27 protein-coding genes are annotated in these 25237 nt (G+C 64.9%); 5 read left to right on the top strand and 22 right to left on the bottom strand.

The genetic code is table 11. The features are described 5' to 3' along the window. Positions 1-11: 11 nt before the first annotated feature. Positions 12-1841 carry a DUF885 family protein gene (locus tag CHB97_RS00705; RefSeq protein WP_089286019.1) on the bottom strand — a complete coding sequence of 610 codons (1830 nt, stop codon included), beginning with the start codon at positions 1839-1841 and terminating at the stop codon, positions 12-14. A gap of 201 nt (positions 1842-2042) precedes the next feature. On the opposite strand from CHB97_RS00705, the gene CHB97_RS00710 reads away from it, so the two are divergent. After that, positions 2043-2585: a peptidoglycan-binding protein gene (locus tag CHB97_RS00710; RefSeq protein ID WP_160105442.1), complete on the top strand. Its 543-nt coding sequence runs from the start codon at positions 2043-2045 to the stop codon at positions 2583-2585. 14 nt (positions 2586-2599) lie between these two features. Here the strand turns inward: CHB97_RS00710 and CHB97_RS00715 are convergent, their stop codons facing one another. The 16 genes from CHB97_RS00715 to CHB97_RS00790 form a co-directional block, all read right to left on the bottom strand. Further along, positions 2600-2944: a hypothetical protein gene (locus CHB97_RS00715; RefSeq protein ID WP_089286021.1), complete on the bottom strand. Its 345-nt coding sequence runs from the start codon at positions 2942-2944 to the stop codon at positions 2600-2602. A gap of 81 nt (positions 2945-3025) precedes the next feature. Continuing rightward, positions 3026-3853 carry a ferritin-like domain-containing protein gene (locus CHB97_RS00720; protein WP_089286022.1) on the bottom strand — a complete coding sequence of 276 codons (828 nt, stop codon included), beginning with the start codon at positions 3851-3853 and terminating at the stop codon, positions 3026-3028. A 179-nt stretch (positions 3854-4032) separates the two neighbouring features. Then, positions 4033-4377, bottom strand: a complete 345-nt coding sequence (locus CHB97_RS00725) for an iron-sulfur cluster assembly accessory protein (RefSeq protein WP_089286023.1) — start codon at positions 4375-4377, stop codon at positions 4033-4035. Positions 4378-4394: 17 nt separating this feature from the next. After that, complete coding sequence (locus CHB97_RS00730) at positions 4395-4745, bottom strand: SUF system Fe-S cluster assembly protein (RefSeq protein WP_244559393.1); 351 nt, start codon at positions 4743-4745, stop codon at positions 4395-4397. Positions 4746-4797: 52 nt separating this feature from the next. Further along, positions 4798-5280, bottom strand: a complete 483-nt coding sequence (gene sufU / locus CHB97_RS00735) for a Fe-S cluster assembly sulfur transfer protein SufU (protein ID WP_089286025.1) — start codon at positions 5278-5280, stop codon at positions 4798-4800. Positions 5281-5291: 11 nt separating this feature from the next. Next, the gene (locus tag CHB97_RS00740; protein ID WP_089286026.1) at positions 5292-6572 is read right to left on the bottom strand and encodes a cysteine desulfurase; all 1281 of its coding nucleotides are present in this window, start codon (positions 6570-6572) and stop codon (positions 5292-5294) included. Next, on the bottom strand, positions 6569-7474 hold the full coding sequence (locus CHB97_RS00745) for a GNAT family N-acetyltransferase (protein WP_089286027.1): 906 nt from the start codon (positions 7472-7474) through the stop codon (positions 6569-6571). Before CHB97_RS00745 ends, CHB97_RS00740 begins: the two co-directional genes overlap by 4 nt. Beyond that, positions 7474-8820: a Fe-S cluster assembly protein SufD gene (gene sufD / locus CHB97_RS00750; protein ID WP_089286028.1), complete on the bottom strand. Its 1347-nt coding sequence runs from the start codon at positions 8818-8820 to the stop codon at positions 7474-7476. The genes CHB97_RS00745 and sufD overlap by 1 nt, the downstream gene beginning before the upstream one ends. Positions 8821-8823: 3 nt before the next feature. Further along, complete coding sequence (locus CHB97_RS00755) at positions 8824-9708, bottom strand: GNAT family N-acetyltransferase (protein WP_089286029.1); 885 nt, start codon at positions 9706-9708, stop codon at positions 8824-8826. 17 nt (positions 9709-9725) lie between these two features. Beyond that, a complete protein-coding gene (gene sufC / locus CHB97_RS00760; RefSeq protein WP_089286835.1) occupies positions 9726-10481 on the bottom strand; it encodes a Fe-S cluster assembly ATPase SufC in 756 nt (251 codons plus the stop codon). A 186-nt stretch (positions 10482-10667) separates the two neighbouring features. Further along, entirely contained in the window at positions 10668-10958 is a 291-nt protein-coding gene (locus CHB97_RS00765) for a GIY-YIG nuclease family protein (protein WP_256387108.1), read from the bottom strand. Next, entirely contained in the window at positions 10955-12436 is a 1482-nt protein-coding gene (gene sufB / locus CHB97_RS00770; protein ID WP_089286031.1) for a Fe-S cluster assembly protein SufB, read from the bottom strand. The genes CHB97_RS00765 and sufB overlap by 4 nt, the downstream gene beginning before the upstream one ends. A gap of 35 nt (positions 12437-12471) precedes the next feature. Continuing rightward, a complete protein-coding gene (locus CHB97_RS00775) occupies positions 12472-12927 on the bottom strand; it encodes an SUF system Fe-S cluster assembly regulator (RefSeq protein ID WP_089286032.1) in 456 nt (151 codons plus the stop codon). A 170-nt stretch (positions 12928-13097) separates the two neighbouring features. Beyond that, positions 13098-14672, bottom strand: a complete 1575-nt coding sequence (locus tag CHB97_RS00780) for a sensor histidine kinase KdpD (RefSeq protein ID WP_089286033.1) — start codon at positions 14670-14672, stop codon at positions 13098-13100. 6 nt (positions 14673-14678) lie between these two features. Next, complete coding sequence (locus tag CHB97_RS00785; protein WP_371332953.1) at positions 14679-15587, bottom strand: response regulator transcription factor; 909 nt, start codon at positions 15585-15587, stop codon at positions 14679-14681. Continuing rightward, positions 15499-16119 carry a hypothetical protein gene (locus CHB97_RS00790; protein WP_089286035.1) on the bottom strand — a complete coding sequence of 207 codons (621 nt, stop codon included), beginning with the start codon at positions 16117-16119 and terminating at the stop codon, positions 15499-15501. The genes CHB97_RS00785 and CHB97_RS00790 overlap by 89 nt, the downstream gene beginning before the upstream one ends. A gap of 770 nt (positions 16120-16889) precedes the next feature. On the opposite strand from CHB97_RS00790, the gene CHB97_RS00795 reads away from it, so the two are divergent. The 3 genes from CHB97_RS00795 to CHB97_RS00805 are packed head-to-tail and all read left to right on the top strand — an operon-like array spanning position 16890 to position 18815. Continuing rightward, a complete protein-coding gene (locus CHB97_RS00795; protein ID WP_089286036.1) occupies positions 16890-17444 on the top strand; it encodes a hypothetical protein in 555 nt (184 codons plus the stop codon). Then, entirely contained in the window at positions 17441-17854 is a 414-nt protein-coding gene (locus tag CHB97_RS00800; RefSeq protein ID WP_089286037.1) for a phage holin family protein, read from the top strand. Before CHB97_RS00795 ends, CHB97_RS00800 begins: the two co-directional genes overlap by 4 nt. A 25-nt stretch (positions 17855-17879) precedes the next feature. Then, on the top strand, positions 17880-18815 hold the full coding sequence (locus tag CHB97_RS00805; RefSeq protein WP_089367378.1) for a hypothetical protein: 936 nt from the start codon (positions 17880-17882) through the stop codon (positions 18813-18815). 60 nt (positions 18816-18875) lie between these two features. Here CHB97_RS00805 and CHB97_RS00810 read toward each other — a convergent pair whose 3' ends face one another. Both CHB97_RS00810 and CHB97_RS00815 read right to left on the bottom strand, forming a co-directional pair. After that, positions 18876-20225 carry a class I SAM-dependent RNA methyltransferase gene (locus tag CHB97_RS00810; protein WP_089286039.1) on the bottom strand — a complete coding sequence of 450 codons (1350 nt, stop codon included), beginning with the start codon at positions 20223-20225 and terminating at the stop codon, positions 18876-18878. A 28-nt stretch (positions 20226-20253) separates the two neighbouring features. After that, positions 20254-20691, bottom strand: a complete 438-nt coding sequence (locus CHB97_RS00815) for a thioesterase family protein (protein WP_160105444.1) — start codon at positions 20689-20691, stop codon at positions 20254-20256. Positions 20692-20856: 165 nt separating this feature from the next. On the opposite strand from CHB97_RS00815, the gene CHB97_RS00820 reads away from it, so the two are divergent. Further along, entirely contained in the window at positions 20857-21102 is a 246-nt protein-coding gene (locus CHB97_RS00820) for a hypothetical protein (RefSeq protein WP_089286041.1), read from the top strand. A 122-nt stretch (positions 21103-21224) separates the two neighbouring features. Here the strand turns inward: CHB97_RS00820 and glgA are convergent, their stop codons facing one another. Genes glgA through glgC form a run of 3 tightly spaced genes read right to left on the bottom strand, consistent with a single transcriptional unit; the run spans position 21225 to position 24940 of the window. Continuing rightward, positions 21225-22718, bottom strand: coding sequence for a glycogen synthase GlgA (glgA, locus tag CHB97_RS00825; RefSeq protein ID WP_089286042.1), 1494 nt, complete (start codon positions 22716-22718; stop codon positions 21225-21227). Positions 22719-22750: 32 nt separating this feature from the next. After that, a complete protein-coding gene (map, locus tag CHB97_RS00830; RefSeq protein ID WP_244559336.1) occupies positions 22751-23593 on the bottom strand; it encodes a type I methionyl aminopeptidase in 843 nt (280 codons plus the stop codon). Between the two features lie 57 nt (positions 23594-23650). Further along, positions 23651-24940: a glucose-1-phosphate adenylyltransferase gene (gene glgC, locus CHB97_RS00835; RefSeq protein ID WP_089286043.1), complete on the bottom strand. Its 1290-nt coding sequence runs from the start codon at positions 24938-24940 to the stop codon at positions 23651-23653. Positions 24941-25237 lie beyond the last annotated feature (297 nt).

Genomic DNA, 25237 nt, shown 5'->3' on the forward strand with positions numbered 1-25237 from the left:
AGCAATCTCCTTCAGGCGCTCTTGCGGCTGTCCACCCACTGCGCCACCACCTCTTCCAAGATGGGCAGGGTGACGGGGCCGTTCTGCAGCACCGTGTCGTGGAAACCCCTGATATCGAACTTCTCGCCCAAGCTGGCCTTGGCCTGTTCGCGCAGGTCCAGGATCTTGTTCATGCCGATCTTGTAGCCCAAGGCCTGGCCTGGCCAGACGAAATAGCGTTCAATCTCGTTCTCATTGTCGGCAATGGGGTTGGCGGTATTCTCGCCCATCCAGGCAATGGCCTGTTCGCGCGTCCATTTCTTGGCATGGATGCCGGTATCCACCACCAGCCGCCCGGCGCGGAACAGTTCCGAGACAATGCGCCCGGCCTCTGACAAAGGTTCCTTGTAGAAGCCGAAATCCTTGGTCATGCGCTCGGTATACATGGCCCAGCCTTCGCCATAGGCGGTGTCCCAGGTGAAGCGGCGGAAGGTGGGGATGCCGTCGGTTTCTTGGGCGATGGCGATCTGCATATGGTGGCCGGGCAGCGCCTCATGATGGCACAAAGCCTCCAGATCATGCCGCGTCTGCACCGACATGTCGGACAGGTTGGCATAGAACACGCCGGGGCGGGAGCCATCGGGGGAGGATTGTTCATAGAAGGCGCTGGGCGTGGCCTTTTCCCGATAGGCTTCCACCGGCTTCACCACCACCTTGGCCTTGGGCAGGGTGCCGAACATCTCCGTCAGGCGGGCGGCCACGCCCTCGATATAGCCGGTGGCGGTGGCCAGATATTCCTTGCGCCCCGCCTCGCTGTCGGGGAAGCGCATGGCAGGGTCGGTGCGCAGATGCTGGAAGAAATCCTGCACGCTGCCCTTGAAGCCCAGCTTGGCCATGGCCTGCTGCAGCTCGCCATGCAGGCGGGCGGTTTCCGACAGGCCCAGGGCGTGGATGTCGTCCGCTGTCATCAGCAGGCCGGTATGGAAACGGATTTGGGCGCGGTAATATTCATCGCCTTCCGGCAGGGCCCAGGCGCCGTTATTGGCGGTCTGCTGCTTTTGAAACTTTTCAACGGCCGCGATGAAGCGGGCATAGGCGGGCTTCAGCTTGTCGGCAAGCGCCGTGCGCCCGGCACGGATCAGCGCCTGTTTCTCCGCAGCGGGGATGGACAGCTTGGCCACCTTCTCCGTCAGGTCGGCCAGCAGCGGGCTGTCCGGCCCCTTGGTGAAGGGCGCCCCTTCCACCACGCTGCGGGCAGCCGTCAGGATGCGGGGGAAGCTGAAGGCAGGCGGCAGCACGCCCTTTTCCGCCTGCCGGCCCATCTGGTCGATGGTGATATCGATCAGCGTGGCGGCCCCGTTCAGGCGGGTGACATAATCCTCGGCATCTTCCTTCTTCTCCACGGCGTGATAGCCGATCAGGAAGGAGGGGATGTTGGTATGCACGCCTTCCAGATGGCTGACGGCGAACTGGTGGAAGCGCCAGCGATAAAATTCAATGCCGGTGGTCAGCTTCTGTTCGAGCAGCCGGTGGCTGATCCGGGCCGATGGCGACAGGCTGTTAATGTCAAAGCCGCGCAGTTCCTTCAGCGTGGCGGCGGCGATGCGCAGGCTTTCCTGCTGATAGCCCTCATCGGGCAGGGTCCAGGCATCATGGCGGCCGGGTAGGCCCAACCGGGTGCGCATTTCCGGGCTGCGCGCCAGTTCATCCTGCCAGGCCTTTTCCAGAAAGGCGTTGAACGCCTTGTCCGTGGCCGCTTCCGGGGCGGCGGCAAAGGCCAGACGCGCCATCACCCCATCCAGGGCGGCAGCGGTGGCGGACAGGGCGAACAGACCGGCAAGGGTGGCGCGGCGGCTCAACATCGGCGGTTTCACTCCAAGAAACGGCGGCCAGCGGCGCCGGTGGCTGAACAGATGCCGCCCATCCTAGCCGGATCGGGTTTTACGCCAAGCCTGCTGTTGTAACGGGCCTGTAACGGCGGGGCGTTTCTTCGCCATTCTCTTGCCACCCTTGGCGGCCAGCATGGGCGCCATCGGATGTCACAATATGCCGGACCCAATCCCATGCGCCGCCTGTCCCTTGCCCTGATGGCCCTGTTCGCCGCCCCCCTGCTGGCTAGCCCCGCCCTGGCCGCCCCCCAGCCGGAATGGCACCGCGCCTGTGCCGCCGAAGGGGTGGTGCCGCTGCAATCGGCGCCGGTGATCAAACAGATTCAGACCGAACTGGCCATTGCCGGATTCGATGCCGGCAAGCCGGATGGCACCGTCGGCCGGGGCACGCGCCAGGCCATCCGTGATTATCAGAAGCTGGCAGGGTTGAAGCCGGATGGCTGCCCGTCAGAGGCGCTGTTGCAGCGCCTGTCCTTTGGCCTGCCCAAGGTCTATAGTGACCGTCGCCCGGCCATGCCGACGGAAACGGTGCAGGTGCAGGAAGAATTGTTGCGCCGGGGCTATTGGGCCGGTCCGGCGGATGGGCGGCTGGGCAAGACGACGGTGGAGGCAATCCGCCAGTTTGAGCTGGATAATGACCGCCCGCTGACCGGGGAGGTCAGTTCCACCCTGCTGCGGGATTTGAAGACGGGCGACCTGTCCAAGCGGCGGAACTGAACCTCCGCCGCTCGTTACCAGGGCCGGGCATTGGGCTGGCCCTGTACTGTGCCGCTATTCGCACTGGGCACAACGGTTTTGCCGGCGTCCGGGTCGGGCGTGTCGGTCATGCGGTCCAGGCGGCGGTTGGGCGGGGCTTCCTTGCCGTAAATCTTGTTAAGCCGTTCGAATTCCTTCTGATGGAATTCATATTGTTCTTGATAGTCGGGCTCCCCATTGCGGCGGCCGCGGACGATGATTTCCTCTTCCTGGGCGGGTTGTTCGGCTTTCTTGTCGCCCTTTGCCGCTGGCTCTGCCAGCACGGGCGGGCACCAGGCCAGGGCGGCCAGCACCAGGGGGAACAGCACCCGTTTCGTCATTCTTGTCACCGCCGTCTCGCACAGGCCCTATGATTGGGCCTTTCTTTCACCCTGCCATAAGATCATGGGGCCGAACAGGGTTCATGCGCTGTGGGCCGGGTCACAGGCCAGCGGTTCGTACCAGTCCGATGGCAGGCCCGCCAGTTCGCGCGACAGGCCGTTGAAGGGACGCTTCAACTCCCCCTTGAAATGAGTGCGCACCAGATGTTGCCACCAAGGGCCGGCATCCTGGCCCAGGCAACGGGCTGCCACCTCGAACCAGCGGCGGCCCGCGGCCACATGCCCCACCTCTTCCGCCAGGATAATCTCCAGCACCGCCACACTGTTCCGGTCGCCGGCCTTGGTCAGGCTGTCGATAATGGCCGGCGTCACATCCAGGCCGCGCGCCTCCAGCACCATGGGCACCACGGCCAGCCGGGCCGGCAGGTCATGTGCCGTCGCCTCGCTGGCCTGCCACAAGCCATCATGGGCCGGCAGGTCGCCGTAAGCCGCGCCGAAATGGGCCAGCCGGTCGGCGACCAGGGCATGATGCTTGGCCTCCTCATCCGCCACCCGCACCCAATCATCGTAAAAGGCGCGCGGCAGGGCCGTGCCATCGGGCAGGGTGCGGAACCGGGCGACAATGTCCCAGGCCAGATCGATGGCGTTCAGCTCAATATGGGCGATGGCGTGCAGCAGGGCGATGCGGTTGGCAATGCTCTGCCCCTTGCCGCGCTTGGGCATATCCTTGGGGTGGCGCAGTTCCGGATGGGCCGGGCGCGCGGGCCGGGAGGGCGGGCTGCCCTGGCCGATTTCGCTGATCCGCCCCTCGCGCCAGTCGGCAGCGAAGGCACGGGACAGGCGCACCTTGTCGGCGGCATCCGGCGTGGTCAGCACCGCGATGGCGGCGTCGGCAAGGGTGGGGGTCATGTGTGCCCTATGAAGGTTCGTTTTCCTTCTGTCATCCCGGCGAAAGCCGGGACCCAGGGCCACAGGCACTACCAGAAATTATCTGGTTCTTCAAAACAGGTGAGATGTCGGGCCTTTGCCCCCTGGGTCCCGGCTTTCGCCGGGATGACGGAAAAAGGTAAAAGTCTCTACCTTCCCACTCACACCATGAAGCTCTCACCACAGCCGCAGCGGGCCTTCTCGTTCGGGTTCTTGAAGGTGAAGCCGGACTGGAACTTATCGTCACTGTAATCCATTTCCGACCCGATCAGGAACATGGTGGCGGCGGGGTCGATCAGGATGGTCACACCCTTATCCTCCACCACCTCCTCGAACAGCTTCTTTTCCTCGGCATATTCGACGAAATAGCTCATGCCCGAACAGCCGCGCGCCTTCACGCCCACGCGCAGGCCGATGATCGGCTTGTCGGACCGGCTGATCAGTTCCTTCACCCGCTCGGCGGCGGCGTCAGTGATGGTCATTGCCTTGGGCAGGGGACGGGCCATGGTCGGGCTCCTTCACATCAAAACATGTTCAACGCGATGCGCGCTTCGTCGCTCATCCGGCTGGGGTCCCAGGCGGGTTCCCAGATCAGATCGACCCGCGCGCTGCGCACACCGTCAACGGCCTGCACCACCTGCTGCACCTGGCCCGGCATTTCGCCGGCCACCGGGCAGGCGGGGGCGGTGAGGGTCATTTCGATCTCAACATCGCCTTCGCCATCCACGTCACAGCGATAGATCAGGCCCAGTTCATAGATATTCACCGGGATCTCTGGATCATAGACCGTGCGCAGGGCTTCCACCACACGGTCGGCCAGCGGCGCGTCGGGGGGAAGCTTCTCATCTTCCGGTACTTCCGCCGGGCTGCCCATGAAAACGCCAGGGGCGATGGGGCGTGGATTGCTGCTCATTTTTTCGTCCCCCTCAGAAGGCGGAATTTTCGGTGGAAGTGACAGGGTCGCCATGCAGGGCGGCCTTCATCGTGTGCCAGGCCAGCGTGGCGCATTTCACCCGCATGGGGAATTCGCGCACGCCCGACAGCACGGCCAGCTTGTCGGTCGCATCCTCGTCCAGATTCTCATGGACGCCCTGTTCATCATCATCCTTGGTGCAGACATCATGGAAATACTCGAACAGGGCTTCGGCTTCCGCCGCCGGCTTGCCGCGCAGGATTTCCGTCATCAAACTGGCACTGGCCTGACTGATGGCGCAGCCGCGCCCGTCAAAGCGCAGATCCTGGATGATGCCGTTCCCGTCCACGGTCAGATAGACATTGATCTTGTCGCCGCACATCGGGTTGTCGCCGCGTGCGGTGCGGTTATAGGTCTCCGGCTTGCCGAAGTTCCGCGGGTTCTTGCCGTGGTCCAGGATTACTTCCTGGTAAAGGTCACGCAATTCATCAAACATGGGGGAAGCCCTTACCCAAAGAAACTCTTGGTCGCCAACACCGCATCCACCAGCGCATCCACCTCTGCCTCCGTATTATAGGCGGCGAAGCTGGCGCGGGCGGTGGCGCCCACGCCGAACCGGTCCATCAGCGGTTCGGCGCAATGCCGGCCCACCCGCACCGCCACGCCCCGGCTGTCCAGCAGCGTGCCGATATCATGCGGATGGATGCCATCCATGGTGAAGCTGATGATGGCGGCTTTGTCCGGCGCGGTGCCGATGATGCGCACGCCTTCAATCTCTGACAGCCGGCCGGTGGCATAGGCCAGCAGCCTTTGTTCATGGGCGTGGATGGCATCCATGCCCAGGGCCGTCACATAATCAATCGCAGCACCCAGGCCGATACCTTCCACAATGGCCGGCGTCCCCGCCTCAAACCGATAGGGGGCTTCGCGGTAGGTGGTGTGGGCGAAACTGACGGTGGAGATCATGTCGCCGCCGCCCTGCCAGGGCGGCATGGCGTTCAGATGCTCCATCTTGCCATACAGCACGCCGATGCCGGTGGGGCCGTACAGCTTGTGCCCGGTGAAGACATAGAAATCGGCGTCGATGGCCTGCACATCCACCGGCATATGCACGGCGGCCTGGCTGCCGTCGAACGCCACCGGAATGCCCTTGGCATGGGCCAGTTGGGCAATGCGCTTGGCCGGGTTCACCGTGCCCAGCACATTGCTGGCATGGGTGATGGATACCAACTTCACATTGTCGGTCAGCAGGGCGGCATAGGCGCTCATGTCCAGCGACCCATCATCCAGCACCGGCACCACCTTGATTTCAATGCCGATCTGGTCGCGCAGCAACTGCCAGGGCACGATATTGGCGTGATGTTCCATCCAGGAAATCAGCACCGCATCGCCCGCCTTCAGGAACCGCCGGCCCCAGCTTTGGGCCAGCAGGTTGAACGCTTCCGTGGCGTTGCGGGTGAAAACGATATTCTCCCGGCTGGGCGCGTTCAGGAACGCGGCCACCTTGTCGCGCGTGCCCTCATACAGGTCGGTGGCGCGCTGGGAGAGGAAATGCACGCCGCGATGCACATTGGCGTAATCATGTTCCAACAGGTGCGACATGGCGTCGATCACCTGGCGCGGCTTCTGGGCCGAGGCACCATTATCCAGATAGACCAGCGGCTTGCCGGGCCGGCCTTTGCGTTCATGCACCAGCCGGGTCAGGATCGGGAAATCCTGGCGCACACGCTCCACATCATAGGGCGCATTGCCAAGGCTGGCGGGGGAAAGGGTGGCGGTATCGCTCATGGTGTCGTCCCCAGGGGCCGGCGCAGCCAGTAACGGCCATGGCCCAACAGATAATCCTCAATATGCAGCGCGGGCATATAGCCCTGGGCCTGGAAGAAGCCCGGATGCTGGAATGCCATCGGGCAGGCCGTGGCCCAACGACAGCCGGCCTCCGCCGCCGTCGCTTCCGCTGCGGCCAGCAGCCGGCGGCCCAGACCCTGGCGGCGCTGGGCGGGTTCCACCCAGCAATCCACCACGGTAAAGTACCCATTGTCGACGACGCCCATCACACCGCCCAGCGGGTCGCCCGCGCTATCGCGGGCCATCACCGTCAGTTCGGTATAAAGCCGGTCGATATGCAGCAGCCAATGGGCATCCAGCCCTTCCTCCACCAGCCGCACATCCTCATGCGCGGGCGGGGCGGAAACCTCCAGCCGCAGGCCCGGCGGCAGGTCCGGTGCCGGGGCCTTCTCGGCCAGCGGGGTTTTGCGGAAATACAGCCGGTCATGCCCGCCGGTGAAATCCACCATCACGCCCATGGGCACATAGCCCAGGCGGGGATAGAAATCCGGGGCCTGGAACTGCATGGTGTTCACCAGGGCGCGGCTGCAGCCGCGCTTGGCGGCCAGGGCCTCGCCTGTGCGCATCAAGGTGGCGGCCAGCCCGTGGCGACGCCAGGGGGCATCCACCCACAGCATGTGCAGATAGGCATCCTGCCCGCGCAGCCAGCAGACCAGCCCGGCCACGATGTGCCCGGCCTCATCCTTGATGAACAGGCCCGCATCTTCCCGCCCCACGCCCAGGGCCGAACGCTCGGCTGCCGACACCCGGTCGTGCAGCCAGCGCAGCGCCGACATATCCGCCGGGTGGCGGATTTCCAGCGCCAGATCGGCCAGGGAAGCGGGGTGGGGGGCGGCGTTCATCAGGCGCGTTCCGTTCCCATCCAGGCCGCTGCGGCGGCACGGAAATAGGCGCGGACCTGTTCGTCGATGATCTCGTCCATCGCTTCATCCAGGAAGGCACCGATCAGCATAACCCGCGCCACATCGCGCGGCACGCCACGGGCGCGCAGATAGAACATCTGGTCCTCGTCCAGCTCCCCCGCCGTGGCCCCATGGCTGCACTTCACATCATCGGCATAGATTTCCAGCTCCGGCTTGCTGTTGATCTCCGACGTTTCAGAGAGCAGCAGGGCGCGGTTCAACTGGTAACCGTCGGTCTTCTGTGCATCGGGGCGGACGATGATTTTGCCCTGGAAGACGCCGCGCGCCTTGCCGTCGATTACGCCCTTCACCACCTCGCGGCTGGTGCAATTGGGCTTGGCATGGTCGATCAGGGTGGTGATGTCGCTCACCTGATCGCCACCAATGGCATAGGCACCCGACACCCGCGCCTCAATCTTCTCACCGCCCAGCACCTGCCGCGCCTCATGCCGGGCCAGACGTGCGCCCAGGTTCAGCACGAACGTGTCATAGGTGCTGGCATCGGCCAGATGGGTGTTCAGCGTGGCGATGTGGAAGGCGTCCGTGCCTTCGCGCTGGATCTTGTAATGGTGCAGCCGCGCACCCGTGCCCACCGCCACATCGGCGGCGATATTGGACAGGTAGGCCGCCCCCGGCTGGCCGGCATGATGTTCCACGATGGTGGCTTCCGCCCCATCCTCCACCAGCACCAGCAGACGCGGATGCCAGGCAGCCGCCACACCGGGCGGGGCCAGGAATACCAGCTCCACCGGCTGTGCCAGCTTCACGCCCGCCGGCACATGCAGCAGCGCGCCATCGGCCAGGAAGGCGGCATTCAGCGACCGCATCGGGTGATCGGCACCGGGGAAGCGGGCCAGCAGCCCCTCCATCCGGTCGGCCAGCCCCTGCGGGTCCGTGGCCATCTGCGCCGACAGCGCATCCAGCAGCACGCCATCGGGCAGACCCTGGGTGCGTGACAGGTCGGCGCGGAACTGCCCACCGATGAAGACCAAACGCGGCCCCGGCGCTTCCAGCGCGGTGGGGATGGCATCCACCGGCACGGACTTGGCGTCCGGGGCGGGCGACAAGGTCAGCTTGTCCAGCCCGCGCAGGCTGGTGAATTTCCACGCTTCATTCCGGGTGGTGGGCAGGCCCGCCTTGGCGAAACGCTCCATCCCCTCGGCCCGGAAGCAGGCCAGCCAGGGATGTGCCACCGGGGCCAGGGCAGGCTGCGCCTGCTTCACCTGTTCGATGAAGGAAGCACCGGTGCCCTGGGGGCTGTGGGTCGGGGTCAGTTCGCCACTCATCTCTCAAAGCCGCATTTCATAGAAGTTCATGCCCATGCCCGGCACCGGGCTCGCCACATAGGCGAAGCGCTGGAAACCGTGCTTCGGATAGAATTTGGGGGCCTGGCAATCCATCGTTTCCACCCCCGCCCGCGTGCAACCCAGGGCCCGGCCCTCATCCAGCGCGCGGGCCAGCATGTCGAACCCGACACCCGTGCCGCGCAGCCGATCATCCAGCCAGACCATATCGACCATATAGTCGCCCTGGGTGGCGTAGCAGAGTGCCCCGCCCAGCACGGCATGGCTGGCCTGGTCACGCACCATGGCTGCCACCAGGGTCAGCGGCTGGGCCAGCATCACGCGCCGCCGCCGGTCGGTCACGGCCCAGGCATCCCGCCCCAACTGGCGGGACGGCGGCGCGTGCAGGGCAATGGACAGGCCCTCGGCATTCGGCGGGCTGTCCGGGTAGACAACCGGCTTTTCCATCACGGTGAAGGGCCGGCCATTGACATGCCCATCCACCTGCTGGCGCACCGTGAAACCATAGGCACGGTAGGGAGCGGTATCATCATGGGCGCGGATGTAGAATTCCATCCGCACCATGTTACGCCGGGCCAGTTCCTGCTCCGCCAGCCCCAATAGCACGGCCACAGCCCCCGGATGGTCCACCGCATCGGGCAAGGACCAGACACCCCAGAAGCAATAGGCGGTATCGCCCCAGCCGATCAGTGTCATGCCGGCGGCGGGGGCACCCGTCTCCGGGTCACCGATCACCAGCATGAAGCGGTTGTGACTGGGCGGCAGATGGGCCGTGTTATAGGCCATCAGGCCGGCAATCACCGGTTCGGCCTCCGGGCTGGAGGCCGTCACATCCCGTTCCAGGCTGATATAGGTGTCGGGGGCGGCCATGGCGTGTCGCTTTTCCCTCAGGCTGCCGCGTCGCTGATGCCGAATTCGGCATAGCCCTTGGCTTCCAGTTCCAGCGCCAGCTCCTTGCCGCCGGTCTTCTGGATGCGGCCATTGGCCAGCACATGCACCACGTCGGGCACGATGTAATCCAGCAGGCGCTGGTAATGGGTGATCACCAGCATCCCGCGTTCCGGGGAACGCAGCTTGTTCACGCCCTCGGCCACGATCTTCAGCGCGTCGATATCCAGGCCGCTGTCGGTCTCATCCAGAATGGCCAGCTTCGGCTGAAGCACGGCCATTTGCAGCGCCTCGTTGCGCTTCTTCTCACCACCGGAGAAGCCGACATTGACGGCGCGCTTGATCATCTCATCCGTCATGGAGAGATCCTTGGCCTTGGCCCGGATCAGCTTCAGGAACTGCATGGCATCCAGCGGGGATTCGCCGCGCGTCTTGCGGATGGCGTTCAGCGCTTCCTTCAGGAAGGTGGCATTGGTGACGCCGGGGATTTCCACCGGATACTGGAAGGCCAGGAACAGGCCGGCGGCAGCACGCTCCTCCACTTCCAGGGCCAGCAGGTCCTGGCCGTCGAAAGTGACGCTGCCTTCGGTGATCTCATAGCCCTCGCGGCCGGCCAGCACATAGGACAGCGTGCTTTTGCCCGCCCCGTTGGGGCCCATGATGGCATGGACCTCACCGGCATTGATGGTCAGATCAACCCCCTTGAGGATCGCCTTGCCATCGACCGAGGCATGAAGATTCTTGATTTCGATCAGGGACATAACGCTGCTCCGTACCTAATGTGCTTGAGAGAGGGGCACTACCTTTCCCCTCCTCTCTCCCTGCCTCCCCCGCGAAAGCGGGGGTCCAGGGGGATTATCACCACGCTTGGTGCCCTTGGCCCCTGGACCCCCGCTTTCGCGGGGGAGGCAGGTTTGCGCCAAAGGCACCGTTCAACCCATTCAAGCCAACTGGTCATAAAGGTCCAACCATTGCGGGTTGGTCTTTTCGATCAGTTCCAGCTTCCAATTCCGGTTCCACTTCTTGATCTGCCGTTCGCGCTGAAGCGCGTGTTCGACATCATCGAAGGGTTCCAGATAAACCAGCCGCTTGACGCCATAGCGCTTTGTGAAACCAGCCATGGCACCTTGGCGATGTTCGTAAACCCGCCGGGCCAGATCGGAGGTGATACCGACATACAACGTCCCATTACGGTCACTCGCCATAATGTAAACGTGGTACGTCCGGCTCACCCCACACTCCCCTCCAGACTGATCGCCACCAGCTTCTGCGCCTCCACGGCGAATTCCATCGGCAGTTCCTTCAGCACTTCCTTGCAGAAGCCATTCACGATCAGCCCGACCGCGTCTTCCTCGCTCAAGCCGCGCTGGCGGCAATAGAAGAGCTGGTCTTCGGAAATCTTGGCCGTTGTCGCCTCATGCTCCACCCGCGCCGTGCGGTTCTTGCTTTCAATGTAGGGCACGGTATGCGCCCCGCATTTGTCGCCGATCAGCAAGCTGTCGCATTGGGTGAAGTTGCGGGCGTTCTGCGCCTTGGGCAGGATGCGGACCAGACCGCGATAGGTGTTCTGCGCCTTGCCGGCCGAAATACCCTTGGAGATGATCGTGGACCGGGTGTTCTTCCCGATATGGATCATCTTCGTGCCGGTATCGGCCTGCTGCATATTGTTGGTGATGGCGACCGAATAGAACTCGCCCACCGAATTATCACCCTGCAGAATACAGCTCGGGTATTTCCAGGTGATCGCCGACCCGGTTTCCACCTGGGTCCAGCTTACCTTGGAATTACGGCCCCGGCAGGCGGCGCGCTTGGTGACGAAATTATAGATGCCGCCCTTGCCGTTCTCGTCGCCCGGATACCAGTTCTGGACGGTGGAATATTTGATGGTGGCGTCATCCAGCGCCACCAGTTCCACCACGGCGGCGTGCAACTGGTTCTCGTCCCGCTGCGGGGCGGTGCAGCCCTCCAGATAGGAGACGTAGGAACCTTCGTCGGCAATGATCAACGTGCGTTCGAACTGCCCCGTATTCTTCGCATTGATGCGGAAGTAAGTGGACAGTTCCATCGGGCTGCGCACGCCCTTGGGGATATAGACGAAGCTGCCATCGGTGAAGACGGCGCAGTTCAGCGTGGCGAAGTAATTATCCGAATAGGGCACGACGGAGCCCAGATACTGGCGCACCAGTTCCGGGTGGTTCTGCACGGCCTCAGAGATGGAACAGAAGATGATGCCCTTCTCTTCCAGCTTCTTCTTGAAGGTCGTGGCCACTGACACCGAATCGAACACGGCATCCACGGCGATGGAGGGGCTGTCGCCAGCGCCTTCGACACCGGCCAGGATGGCCTGTTCCTTCAGCGGGATGCCCAGCTTCTCATAGGTCTTCAACAGCTCAGGGTCGACCTCATCCAGCGATTTCGGGCCGGGTGTCGTCTTGGGCGCTGAGTAATAATAGCTGTCCTGATAGTCGATGGGCGGATAGTGCAGCTTGGCCCAATCCGGCTCTTCCATCGTCAGCCAGTGGCGATAGGCCTTCAGCCGCCATTCCAGCAGCCATTCAGGCTCCCCCTTCTTGGCGGAAATGAAGCGGACGATTTCCTCAGACAGGCCCTTGGGCGCGGTTTCCGCCTCAATATCCGTGAAGAAGCCGTACTTGTACTTCGCTTCCGCCAGATTGCGGACCTGTTCGATGGTCTGTTCGGTGGCGGCCATGGCCTGAAAGCTCCCCTAAACTGTTCCGTTCCCGATCAACCGGCCAGCGCCGCCGGCGGGACCGGGGCGTGGATGAAGTCAATCGTGGACGGTGCGGCCATATCGGCCAGCGTCACATCCTGAAGCGCGCGGCGGACCGCGCTGTTCACCTTGTCCCACGCACTCTTGCGGGCGCAGAGGCTGAGCACCCCGCACGACCCGCTGCCGCCATCCACGCAATCGGTCAAGGCGATCGGACCCTCGATCGCCTCGATGATATCCACCACATTGATGGCGGTGGGGGCCTTGGCCAGCGTATAGCCGCCCGTGGCCCCGCGATGGGATTGCAGAAGGTCGCCGCGTGCCAGCAGCTTCAACAGCTTCTGGACCGTCGGCATCGGCAAACCCGTGCGGTCGGCCAGCGACGTGGCGGTATGCAGCGCACCATCGGCATGCGCCAGCGTGGCCAGGACGACCACGGCATAATCCGTCATTTTGCTGAGCCTCAGCATGGGTTGTTGCGAGTCCTTCTCAATTCAGTACCAATCTGGTACTGATTAAGTGAGCCGCTGAGGGGCGATAGTCAAGCACCACGCTGCATGGCCTTGTCACAGGTGACATGCATGGGCGGAAAAGCGGGCAGGGGGGATGCAGAAAGGGGGGCAGCCGGCTGCGGCTGCCCCTATCCAGCGAGGGCCGGCAGGGTGATTCGCATGGAAAGCCCGCCGCCGGCGCGGTTCATGGCTTCCACCTTGCCGCCCACGGCTTCCACATTGCGGCGCACGATCCATAGGCCGATGCCATAATGCGGCATCGGGTCGGCGGCACCTGAATCGGGCGGCCGCTGGGAGAAATAGCGTTCGAATATCCGGTCCAGGCTGGAGGGCTCCACGCCCGGCCCCTCATCCTCCACACAGAATTCCGCCTGTTTGGCGCGGCGGCGCAGGGTGACGCGCAGCACCCCGCCGCTGGGGGAGAAGGACAGCGCATTGTCGATGATATTTTCGATCACCGTTTCCAGCAGGTCTTCCCCGGCCCGCACGGCAATGTCCGGGTCCACACGGGTCAGCAGCTCAACCCCGCGTTCCTCCACCAGCCCGCGATAGCCCTTCAGCACCCGTTCCAGCAGGGCGGACAGGTCCACCCGTTGGCGCGGCGGTTCCAGCAGGTCGGCCGCCGTTTCATCCATGCGCCGCGCGAAGGAGACGAGGCCGTCCAGCTTTTCCACCGAGCCTTCGATCATGTCCAGCGCCCGGCGGCCGCGTGGTTCCGTTGCCGGCACCAGCTTTTTCAGCGGTTCTAGTGACTGGCGGATGACGGCAATGGGGGTCTTGAAGGCATGGGCATTATCCTCGGCGGCGCGGCGCAGGTTGCTGGCGCTGCTGTGCAGGGTGGCAACCAGCCGGTCGAAATCTTCTGCCACCGGCGCCAGCTCGGGCACGGTGTTCTGGTCGGCAAAGCTGCCGGCGGGGCCGCTTTTCTGCACGATGTCGCGGGCCAGATCGCCGAAACGGCGCAGGTTGCGCCAGACCTCCACCAGCAGCAGCATCACCAGCGCTGCCATGGCGAGATAGATCAGGGCCGCCACCTGCACTTCCGGGTTCTGCCAATAGGGCCGGCCGGCCCCGGCCCCCAGATAGGCCTCCGCCCGGTGGGAGGTGATGACGGCCCAGCAGCCCATCGGCGTGCGCACCGGCGTGATGGAGGTCAGCAGTTCCGAACCCCCGCCGCCCTGTGACACCGGGATGGCCAGCGGATAATTCCCGGCACAACTGCCGGCCAGCTTGTCCAGCACCCCCTGTTCGATCAGCCGGTCCCGTTCCAGGTCCAGCAGGTCGGTGGGGATGGCGGGGGCGGCGGCGACATAGAAGAACCCTTCTGCCCCCGCCGGCGGCAGCGGCGCAGCGGCACCCGCCGAGGCCACCGCCGGCCCCATGGAGGGGCTGAGCAGCAGGCGGACCGAGGTGTTGCTGTCGGCATAAGGTGCCAACCGCTCCCCCAACCCGGTCAGGCCGCGCTTGTCCAGCCCGGCCAGCAGCGGTTCCAGCGCACGGGCCACCAGCTGGCCCTGCTGCTGGGCGCTGCGCAGCAACAGGGACTGTTTTTCGGCATCGGCACTGCGGAACTGTTCATAGATCAGCAGCGGCACGGCCAGAAAAACCAGCAGCACCAGCACCAGCCGTGTCGCCAGTGACCGCCAGAGCCAGCGGCCCCGCCCGCCGGGCCTTTTACGGGGAAAGGGGGTTGCCGCCGCCATCGGACGTTACCGGGCCGCCGGGACCGCCACCGCCTCACCGGTCAGTTCCGCCGGATGGCGGTCCGACCAGCGATAGCCGAAGCCGGGATAATTGCCGATCTCATCAAAATGCGCGTCGGCGGCGCGGAATTTATGCCGGATGCGCTTGATGAAGGCGCGGACATTGGCGCGATAGCCCGCCGGCCCATAGCCGGCGACGAAATCCTTGCCATGCACCAGATCATAAAGATCGCGGTAGGAGACATCCTCCCCCGCCCGGGTGGCCATCAGCTTGACGATGTTGAATTCGGTCAGGGTCAGGTCGATCCGCTGGCCGGCCCAGAAGGCGCGGGCCACATCCAGGCGCAGTTCCAGCGGCCCGCGCCGGAACATCTGGCCGCCCGCCCCGGCCGGATCGGCCCCGTTTGCGGCGGCGGATTCTTCCGGCAGCGGCTTGCGCCCCTGCACAATCAACTGCATCCGCTTCAGCAGAATGGGCAGGGAGCGGGATTTTTCGACAAAATCCACCGCCCCGCCGCCCAGCGCCGTCTCCTCATAAATCTGGTCGGACAGCACGGTCAGGAAAATGACCGGGATATCAATATTGCGGGCCCGCAGCTGGCGCAGGGTTTCGATCCCGTCCATGCGCGGCATTCGCCAATCCAGCAGGATCAGGTCGGCGGTGCCGCCATTGCTGAAATAATCCAGCGCGGTATGGCCGCGGTCGAAGGGCATCACCTCATAGCCTTCATCGGCCAGGTTCAGGCCCAGGCTTTCACGAAACAGATCGTCATCATCCACCAGGGCCACACGGGCGATGGGGTTTTCCGTCTGCATGAGGGTGCCGTCACGGCTGGCTGGCCGCGTGCCCGTCGGGGCTGCCGGCTGCGGATTTGAAGCGAGCTTGGAGCCAGTCACGGCATTGCTGATCGACATCGGGGCCTACTCCCGTGCTGTTGAGATCGTAAGAGAGGGTGCGGAAGCTGCGGCTGGTCATTTCCATGAACAGGTGCAGCCGCAGAACGCAGCGCCCCTCCGCGTAATGAAGCGTGCGCGAGGGTGGGCTTTCCTCCACCCGGCCCGGCTGGCCCAGGGCCGCCTCTACCTGTTCCTCCGACAGGCCGATCAGCCGGTCGGGGTTGAAGGCGGGGCGGGCGGGCTCCGGTGGCAGAGCAACGGGGGGAGCCGGCGGCAGGGCCGCCACCTGCGGCGCACTGTCGGGGACCACCGGCGCGGGCTTGGCCGCCGGCTTGCTGGCGGGTGGTTTCGGTTTCACCTTGGGCAGCGGGGTGGCGGGAACCAATGGCTGCGGTGCGGTGGCAGCGGCAGGGGCCGGCGGGCTGGGTTTAGCGGCGGGGGCCGGGTCCGGCTTCGGCGTGGCGCAGGCAGACAGCAGCAGGGCCAGCAGCGCCACCGGCAGGGCCTGCCCCGTTCCCCTGCCTCTGCCCTTCCAGGCCAAGCCCGACATGATCTGCCCTTTCCATCCATCCCGTCTAACAAGCCGGCCATCCGGCCGACGTGCGACAAAGCTGTAACAACCGGAACCGCAAAACGGTTCATCGCGCCGCGAAACGGCATCACCATGGTTCAGCTAAGACGAAAAAATGGCAGGGGTGGGGGAACGGGCCGGGGCGATGGGGGTAACGCTTATCCACCGGCACCACCCTGGGGGTAGGGCGATGCCAGCGGTCATGCATGATGACCGTTGGCACGGCGGCGACCGCCGTGCGGCACGTGCCGCGGGAAGCCAAGCTGCCGGATGGCAGCGCCCGGCGCCTGAGGGAACGCAAAATCTCCCTGGATTGGTCACGATCAGGGGAGATTGGTATGAAGCGCGTTCCAGACATGAAAACGGCGGGGCGTCCACAAGGGACGCACCCGCCGCTTTCTTCTTGTACGGCCTGTCGGCCTCAGCCGGATGGGCGCAAACCTTCGTAACCCGCCTCAGCGCGGTGGCTTCGCCACAGAACGATCCGACCGAATGTCCGGCCAGCCACGGGAAGCCCCGGTCTGGTCGGTCTGGTGGCGGGGCCGGCCATCCAAACCGTCCCCGTCATGAAGAAATGGTGCGCCCTTGCCGGCTCCCGGTCAACCCGGTCCGGCACATGGCGCGGTGCGAAAGCATCCCGCCTGCCACATGGCTTGGCCTGCAATTGCCAGGGAACAAGAGGGGCGGGTCCGGCTGTTCTCTATCCAAGGCTTCTTGTTTTGCACAACAACCATGGTGAGGAGGGCCAGATGCCGGACCAGACGAACCCATCCAGCGAGAAAACCGCCGCCGAACTGGGCGAACAGGTGAAGGAGGTTGGTGCCAAGATGGTGGATGCCGCGCGGGAAAAGGTGCGCAGCGGCTTTGAAAAGCAGCAGCGCCGCGCGGCGGATGAAATCTCCGGCGTGGCTGGCGCCCTGAAGGATGCCGCCGACCGGCTGAAATCGGAAGATCGCGGCGGCACCGCCCATTATGTGAAGGCCGCCGCCGATCAGGCCGCCAAGCTGGCCGATCAGGTCCGCGACCATGGGCTGGATGATCTGGTAAGCCGGGCGGAAGGGCTGGCACGGCGCCAGCCGGAACTGTTTGTCGGCGGTGCGCTGCTGGCCGGTGTGGCCATCGGCCGTTTCCTGAAGGCCAGCAGCAACCGCCGCCGCATGGCCGGTGATATTGATCTGGCCACCCGTCCCCGCACGGAGGCGCCCCCGGCCCGGCCCGTGCCGCCGGTGGGCGACGTGCCCACCACCGGCAATTTTGATTACACCGTCACCGACACCGCGCCCGGCCCGCAGGCCATGCCATGAGCATGGATGCGCCGGATGAAACGGCCCCGGCGGACAAGCCGCTGACCAGCCTGCTGACCGATCTGGTGGCCAGCATGACCGCTCTTGTCAGCAAGGAGGTGGAGCTGGCCAAGGCCGAGCTGATGGAAAAGGCCGCATCCGCCGGGCGCGGGGTGGGGCAGATCCTCTGCGGCGGGGCCTTTGCCTTTTGCGGCCTGCTGCTGCTGCTGGCGGCGGCCACCCTGGGGCTGGCCCATGTGATGCCCCCTTGGGCGGCGGCCCTGGTGGTGGGCGGGGCGGTGATCTTGCTGGGTCTGGTCCTGATGATGGCGGGGCGGGCCAAGCTGCAGGCGCTGACCCTCTCCCCCCGCCGGACCCTGAATAATCTGCGCACCGACGCGCACGAGGTGGCTGACGCGGTGTCCCGCTGAGCCCCTGGATTTCTGCAAGGAGACAATGATGACCTATGGCAGCACCAATGGCGGCAATGGCAGCGCCTATGCCGGGACCGTCCGTTCCTCTAATCAGGCGCAGGCGGATACCGATTCGCTGAACTATACCGATCCCATGGCCAGTTACGGTGCCGTGCCGGATCATCCGGCCGATGCGGCGGACGAAGACCACCGGCCGCACGGGCGCGGCATCGGCACCATGCTGTCGGAACACAAGATCGCCCTGGGGGTGATCGGCGTCGGCATCGGCTGGCTGCTGTTCTCCGCCGCCCGCAAGACCGACACCTATGACCGCGCCGCCCATTGGGCGGAGAAGCGCACGGCCCAGGCGCGGGACCGGCTGCGCCACCAGTATCAAGACCTGTCGCACCGGGTGGAGGAAGGGCTGCACGAGGCCGGCCACCGGATTGAGGAGACGGCGCATGAGCTTTCCGACAAGGCCGCTGACCTGCGGGCCCGCGCCACGCGCAAGCTGAACCGGATGCGCCATTCCCGCCAGTTGCACGAGCTGGGGCAGCGCTATGCCAGCTATGGCGACAGCGCCTATGGCTTTGATTACGAGGATGATGCGGAGGGCCACCGCCGCTATCACCGCATCATCGCCGAAAGCGAGGCCATGGCCCAGCGCGCCCGCCGCCGGGCCGCCCGTATCAACCGCAGCTTCTGGGACATGGTGGATGACCATCCGCTGTCCGCCGGGCTGGCAGGGCTGGCGGTGGGGGCGGCCATCGGCGCCTGCCTGCCCGCCACCCGCACCGAGGATGAGTTGATGGGCAAGCAGCGCGACGACCTGCTGGAAGAAGCCCTGGCCAAGGGTCGGCGCACGGCGGACAAGGCCGCGACAGTGGCCAAGGAAGCCGCCCATGCCGGGGCCGATGCCGCCGCGCGCAAGGCGGAGACGGTGGCCGATGAACAGGGGTTGAAGGCGGGGGTGGTATAAACTCTCTTCCCCCTTGCCTGTATCCCGGGCGATGCCGGGATGCAGGCAAGGGGATGCGCATCACCGCACAAACCGCCCGACCAGTTCCAGATGCGAGGACCAGAGGAACTGGTCCACCGGCCAGACATCCGTCAACCGATAGCCACCCTCGATCAACAAGGCGGCGTCGCGGGTGAAGGTGGCGGGGTTGCAGGAAACGGCGACCAGCACCGGCACCGTTGATTTCGCCAGTTCGGCCGCCTGAGCCTGGGCCCCGGCCCGCGGCGGATCGAACAATACGGCGTCGAAACGATTGAGGTCATAGGGGGGCAGCGGGTCGCGGAACAGGTCGCGCCGTTCCACCGTCACCTGCCCCGGCGGGCGGATACGGGCGCCGGCCTGCAGCGATGCCACGGCATCGCCATCGCCTTCCACCGCATGAACACGGGCTTGTTGCGATAGCGGAAAGGTCAGTGTGCCGCTGCCGGCGAACAGGTCGGCCACCTCTTTCGCCTCCCCGATCCCGGCCAGGGCGGCGGCGATGATGGCGGACTCCCCGGCGGGGCTGGCCTGTAAAAAGCTGCCGGGGGCGGGGGATTGGGAGACAGGGCCGAAGGTGATGCTGCCCCGGCGGCGCATGGCGATGGGTTCCGCCGGCCGCCCTTCCTTGGCCCTCCAGCACAGCCGGGCCAGATCGGCGGATTCGGCAAAGGCGGCCAGGGTTTCCAGCACCCGCAGATCGGGCTCCGGCAGCCCCTCCAGCACCATGTCCACCCCGTCATCCAGCAGGGTCAGGGAGACATCGATCTGCTGCCCATCGGCCAGAATCTGGCTCAGCACCGCGCGCAGCGGGTTCAGCAGGGCCACCAGCGGCGGGGCCAGCACGGCGCATTCGGCCAGATCGACCAGCTTGTGCGAATGCGCCTCGTTGAAGCCCAGCCAGGTCCGCCGGCCGCGCTGGGCCGCCACCAGGCTGGCCCGCCGCCGCCCGCCGGGGCCTGTGCGCGCCAGCGGGTGCAAGGTTACATCGTCGCCCAGCAGCCCCGCCCGGCCCAGGATGCTGGTCAGCATTTCCAGCTTCCAGGCGGTATAGGTTGCCTCATCCATGTGCTGGGCGACACAGCCGCCGCAACTGCCGAAATGCTGGCAGGCCGGATCCGTCCGGCCCGGTGCCTCCTCCAGCAGGCTGACGGGCACGCCCTCCCAGCCATCGGCCCGCGCCTCCCCGAACTTCACCATCAGCCGGTCGCCCGCCAGCGTCTGCGGCACATAAAGCCGGTGGCCCTGCCATTCCGCCAAGCCGTCACCCCGCCCGCCGACACGGGTGATGGTCACCTCCACCGGGCCATGGGTGGGCGGTTCCTGCCGCACCTTGGCGGGCGGGCGGTGGCTGGGGCGGGGCTTGCTGGTGTGCCGGCGGGGGGCGGCCATTTGGGTGACTTTCGTTTCGGGGGCGAAATTATAGAATGATGTTGTCGGCCAGAATGGCGCGGGCTTCCGGTGGCAACGGCATGGGGCGGCGGCTCTGCCGGTCGATCAGCACCATCCACGCCTCATGCGTGGCCGCGTTCGTTCCGTTTACGAAAAGACCGGCCAGGATGCTGAAGGAGCTGGTGCCGACCGTTCCGATGCCGACACCAATATCCAGCCGGGCGGGGCGATGCACCTCCGCGTTGAATTCGGTCCGGGTGGTTTTGATCACCATCAGGCCGCCCGGCACCAGCGGGCGTATTTCCATCCGGTCCAACAGCGCCACCCGGCCATTCTCCATGATGATATTGATGGCATTATTGTTGGCATGGCCCAGCGGGTCCAGGTCGCCAAAGCGCACATGGTCCTGTACCCAGTGCCGAAAGCGGGCCGGGTCGCGCAACAGGTTCAGATCGATCGTCGTCATCCCACCGCGCATAGAGGCAGCCACCGTCCGGGTCAAGCCCGCTTACGTCGGGGGGCGTGCCCCGCCCGGGCATAGGTGGTGACCCACATTTCGGCAAGCAGGACGCGGCAAAGGATGTTAGAAGGGGGCTTACCGGTAATCTCTAATCCCGGAAGGGGTCCATCCATGTCCGAACCGACCAACACCAGCGCCGCCGAGCAGCTTTTCGACAAGGCGCTCGACCTGGCCGAGAAGCATCTTGAAGCGGCCATGAAGGAAGGTGGTGCACTTTCCGGCTATGTGGCGATTGCCATGATCGAAGCAGCGGTGAACCAGGCCGTTGAAGAGACCAGCCATGAAGATGTGGCCGACATGCTGCGCGATCTGGCCGACCAGATCGAAGCCGACGCCGAGGAAGGTGACGAGGAGTAATCCTCGACGGACAACGGCCGCAAGGCTGAACGACAGGCGTTATGGGCACCCGTCAGGGTGTTGCTGACGCGCGCTGTGACGCCCCGCCGATATTTTCGGCGGGGCGTTTTGTTATCCGGGCCTTACTGCCCCGCCGCTTCCATTGCGGCCTTGTATGTGGCCACATAATTGCGGGCCGATGCCGCCCAGGAGACATCGCGCCCCATGGCGTTGCGCTGCACCTGCCGCCACAGGTCGCTGCGGTGATAAAGGGTCAGCGCCCGGTCAATGGCGGGCAGCATGGCCGCCACGGTGACGGGGGCGAAGGTGAAGCCGGTGGCGGTGCCGGCGGCCAGGCTGTCCTCCGTCACATCCGTCACCGTATCGGCCAGCCCGCCGACATGGGCTACCAGCGGCAGGCTGCCATAGCGCAGTGCATACATCTGGGTCAGGCCGCAGGGCTCAAACCGTGACGGCACCATCAGCACATCCACGCCGGCCTGCAGCCGGTGCGACAGCGCCTCGTCATAGCCCAGCACCAGCCCCACCCGGCCGGGGAAGCGGCGGGCGGCCCCGGCCAGCGCCTGTTCCAGCGCCGCACTGCCGGTGCCCAGCACCACCAGTTGTGCGCCCCTTTCCACCAGATAGGGCAGTGCCTCCACCACCAGATCGATGCCCTTCTGGTCGGTCAGGCGGCTGACAATGCCGAACAGGGGGGCGTGCAGGTCGGGCGCCAGCCCGAAAATCCGCTGCAATTCCGCCTTGTTGGGGATTTTCGCCCCCAACTGGTCGGCATCATAGGGGCTGACCAGCAGCGGGTCATGCCGGCTGTCCCAGGCATCGGTATCGATGCCGTTCAGAATGCCTTCCAGGGCGGCGGCGCGGGCGCGTAACAGCCCGTCCAGCCCGAACCCCATGGTTTCCCCCTGGATTTCGGTGGCATAGGTCGGGCTGACGGTGGTGAGCCGGTCGGAATAGACCAACCCTGCCTTCAGGAAACTGAGCTGGGAATGGAATTCCAAGCCATTGGGCGTGTAGCTGTCCCAGGGGATGCCCAGGGTGGGCAGCAGGTCGGGCGGGTACAGGCCCTGGAAGGCCATGTTATGGATGGTGAAGACGGTGCCGGGGCGCTTGGCATCACCAAAGGGCCAGAGCGGATGGCGCAGATAGGCGGCGGCCAAACCCGCCTGCCAGTCATGTCCATGCACCACCTCCGGCTTCCAGCCGGCCCGTCCACGCCCGCCATCGCCATCCAGCCCGATCAGGGCCGCCGTGCGGCCCAAGGCGGCGAAGCGCAGGTGATTATCGCTCCAATCCTTGCCGTCCGGCCCCAGATAGGGGTTGCCCTTGCGCCCGAAGAAAGAGGGTACATCCAGCGCGTAAACCGTGCTGCCATCCACCCCACGCCCGGACAACAGCCGGGCCGGCGCCTGGGAGGTGAGGCCCGGCATCCCGCGCAGGTCGCGCAGCGGCTTCACATTTTCCAGCTTTTCCAGCACGCCGGGATATCCCGGCAGCAGCAGCCGCACATCGGCCCCTTCGGCGCGCAGGGCGGCGGGCAAGGCCCCGGCCACATCCCCCAGACCCCCGGTCTTCACATAGGGCAGACATTCCGACGTGACGAAAAGAACGCGCATGATGATTCCGAGAGCCTGTGAAACGGGTTGCGTTATCGGGATAACGGCTTGATCGCCCCCACCGGGCAATCCAGCCCGGCCGGCGACAGGGTGAAAATCTCCACCCCGTTCGCTGTCACCCCCACCGTATGTTCGAACTGGGCGGACAAGGACAGGTCGCGGGTAATGTTGGTCCAGCCATCATCCAGCTGCCGCAGGCCGGGGCCGCCCTGGTTCAGCATCGGTTCCACGGTGAAGATCATGCCGGGCACCAGCTTCATGCCGCGTCCCGGCTTGCCCCAATGCATCACATCGGGTGCATCATGGAACACCCGGCCGATGCCGTGCCCCACATAATCGCGCACGCTGGAATAGCCGACGGCGCGGGCCATGCGGTCGATGATATGGCCGACATCGCCCAGATGTTTGCCCGGCGCCACCTCATTGATGCCGGCCATGGTGGCATCATAGGTGGTGCGCACCAGATGGGCGGCGCGCGGGTTCACCGTCCCCACCAGATACATGCGGCTGGTATCGCCATACCAGCCGTCCAGAATGGCGGTGACGTCGATATTGACGATATCGCCATCCTTCAGCAGCACCTTATCATCGGGCACGCCGTGATTGACGACATGGTTGGGGGAAATACAGCAGGATTTGGGATACCCGTGATAGCCCAGCGTGGCGGGAATGGCCCCTTGGTCGCGCATGAAGGTATCGGCGATACGGTCCAGCGCCCCGGTGCTGACACCCGGCTGCACATAGGGGGTGAGATGGTCCAGGCAGGCGGCGGCGATGCGGCCCGCCGCGCGCATGGCGGCAAAGCCGTCGGCCCCATGCAGGGGAACCCGCCGACCCATCGGGTCTAGCACGAAATCACCCGGATAGGTCTTCATCACGCCCCTCCCACGCCAGGGGGCGGCGAAGGCCCGGGCCGTCGCCGCCCATCCTGATCAGCTTTCCAGCTTTTTCAGCATGGCCTGGGTAATCAATACCACACCCTGTTCGCTGCGATAGAAGCGGCGTGCATCCTCCTCCGCATTCTCCCCCACCACCAGACCGGCGGGGATGACGCAGCCGCGATCCACCACCACCCTGGTCAGCCGGACATTCCGGTTGATCTCCACCTCCGGCAGGATCACCGCGTCGTTCAACTCGCAATAGGAATGGATGCGCACCTTGTTGAACAGCAGGGAGCGGCGGACGACGGAACCGGACAGAATGCAGCCTGCCGACACCATGCTGTCCACCGCCATGCCGCGCCGGTCATCATCATCAAAGACGAATTTGGCCGGCGGCAATTGTTCCTGATAGGTGAAGATCGGCCAGCTTGGATCATAGATATCCAGCGACGGGGAGACGTGGCAGAGGTCCAGATTGGCCTCCCAATAGGCATCCACCGTGCCGACATCGCGCCAATAGGCCTCCCCCGGCTGGGCGCGGTTGCGCACACAGCTTTCGCTGAAATGGTGGGCCATCACCTTGGCCTTGTCGATCAGGTAGGGGATGATGTCCTTGCCGAAATCGCGCGACGAAGTCTGCTCACCCGCGTCGCGTTCCAGATGTTCGTAAAGGAACTCGGCATTGAAAATATAGATGCCCATGCTGGCCAGCGAGATATCAGGCTTGCCGGGCATGGGCGGCGGGTCGGCCGGCTTCTCCAGGAAACTGGTGATGCGGTTGCTCTCATCAATCGCCATCACGCCGAACCCGCTGGCCTGGGCGCGCGGCACCTCAATGCAGCCCACCGTCACATCCGCACCGGTGCGGATGTGGTGGGCCAGCATGTTGGCGTAATCCATTTTATAGATATGGTCGCCGGCCAGGATCAGCACCCATTCGGCCTCATGGCTGCGCAGGATGTCCAGATTCTGGAACACGGCGTCGGCCGTGCCCTGATACCAGCTTGTTTCATCAATGCGCTGCTGTGCCGGCAGCAGATCGATGAATTCGCCGATTTCCCCGCGCAGGAAGTTCCAGCCGCGCTGCAGATGCCGCAGCAGCGAATGGGACTTGTACTGCGTCAGCACCGAAATGCGGCGGAAACCGGAATTGATGCAATTGGACAGCGCAAAATCAATGATGCGGAACTTGCCGCCGAAATGCACCGCCGGCTTGGCCCGGCGGTCGGTCAGCTGTTTCAACCGGCTGCCACGGCCGCCGGCCAGCACCAGGGCCAGCGCATTGCGCGGGGCCTGACGCAGTTCCTGGTCGAGGCGCTGTTCTGTCTGATGATTGATCATTTTTGATCCTTTCCCCCCTGATGCACGCCTCTCGTCACAAGCGCATGGTTCCGGCCCGCCGCATCTGCCCGTTGGTGGGCTTGGATGAGATGGGAACCTGAACCGGAACGGATGCTGGCACAGATCGGTTCCGCCTTCCATGGTCGGTTGCATGGCTCCGGCAATATGTCATCCCCAACGGGCATGGCTGGCAATGATCCAAATCACCCGATTTTTTGCCTAAATTATAATCAGTGACAATTGCGGAGGGTGAATCATTCGCCTCGTCCCTGGTCGCCTGGGAAGCTATTCGCAGAA

The sequence above is a fragment of the Azospirillum sp. RU38E genome (assembly GCF_900188385.1).
In the GTDB taxonomy this organism is placed as follows: Bacteria; Pseudomonadota; Alphaproteobacteria; order Azospirillales; family Azospirillaceae; genus Niveispirillum.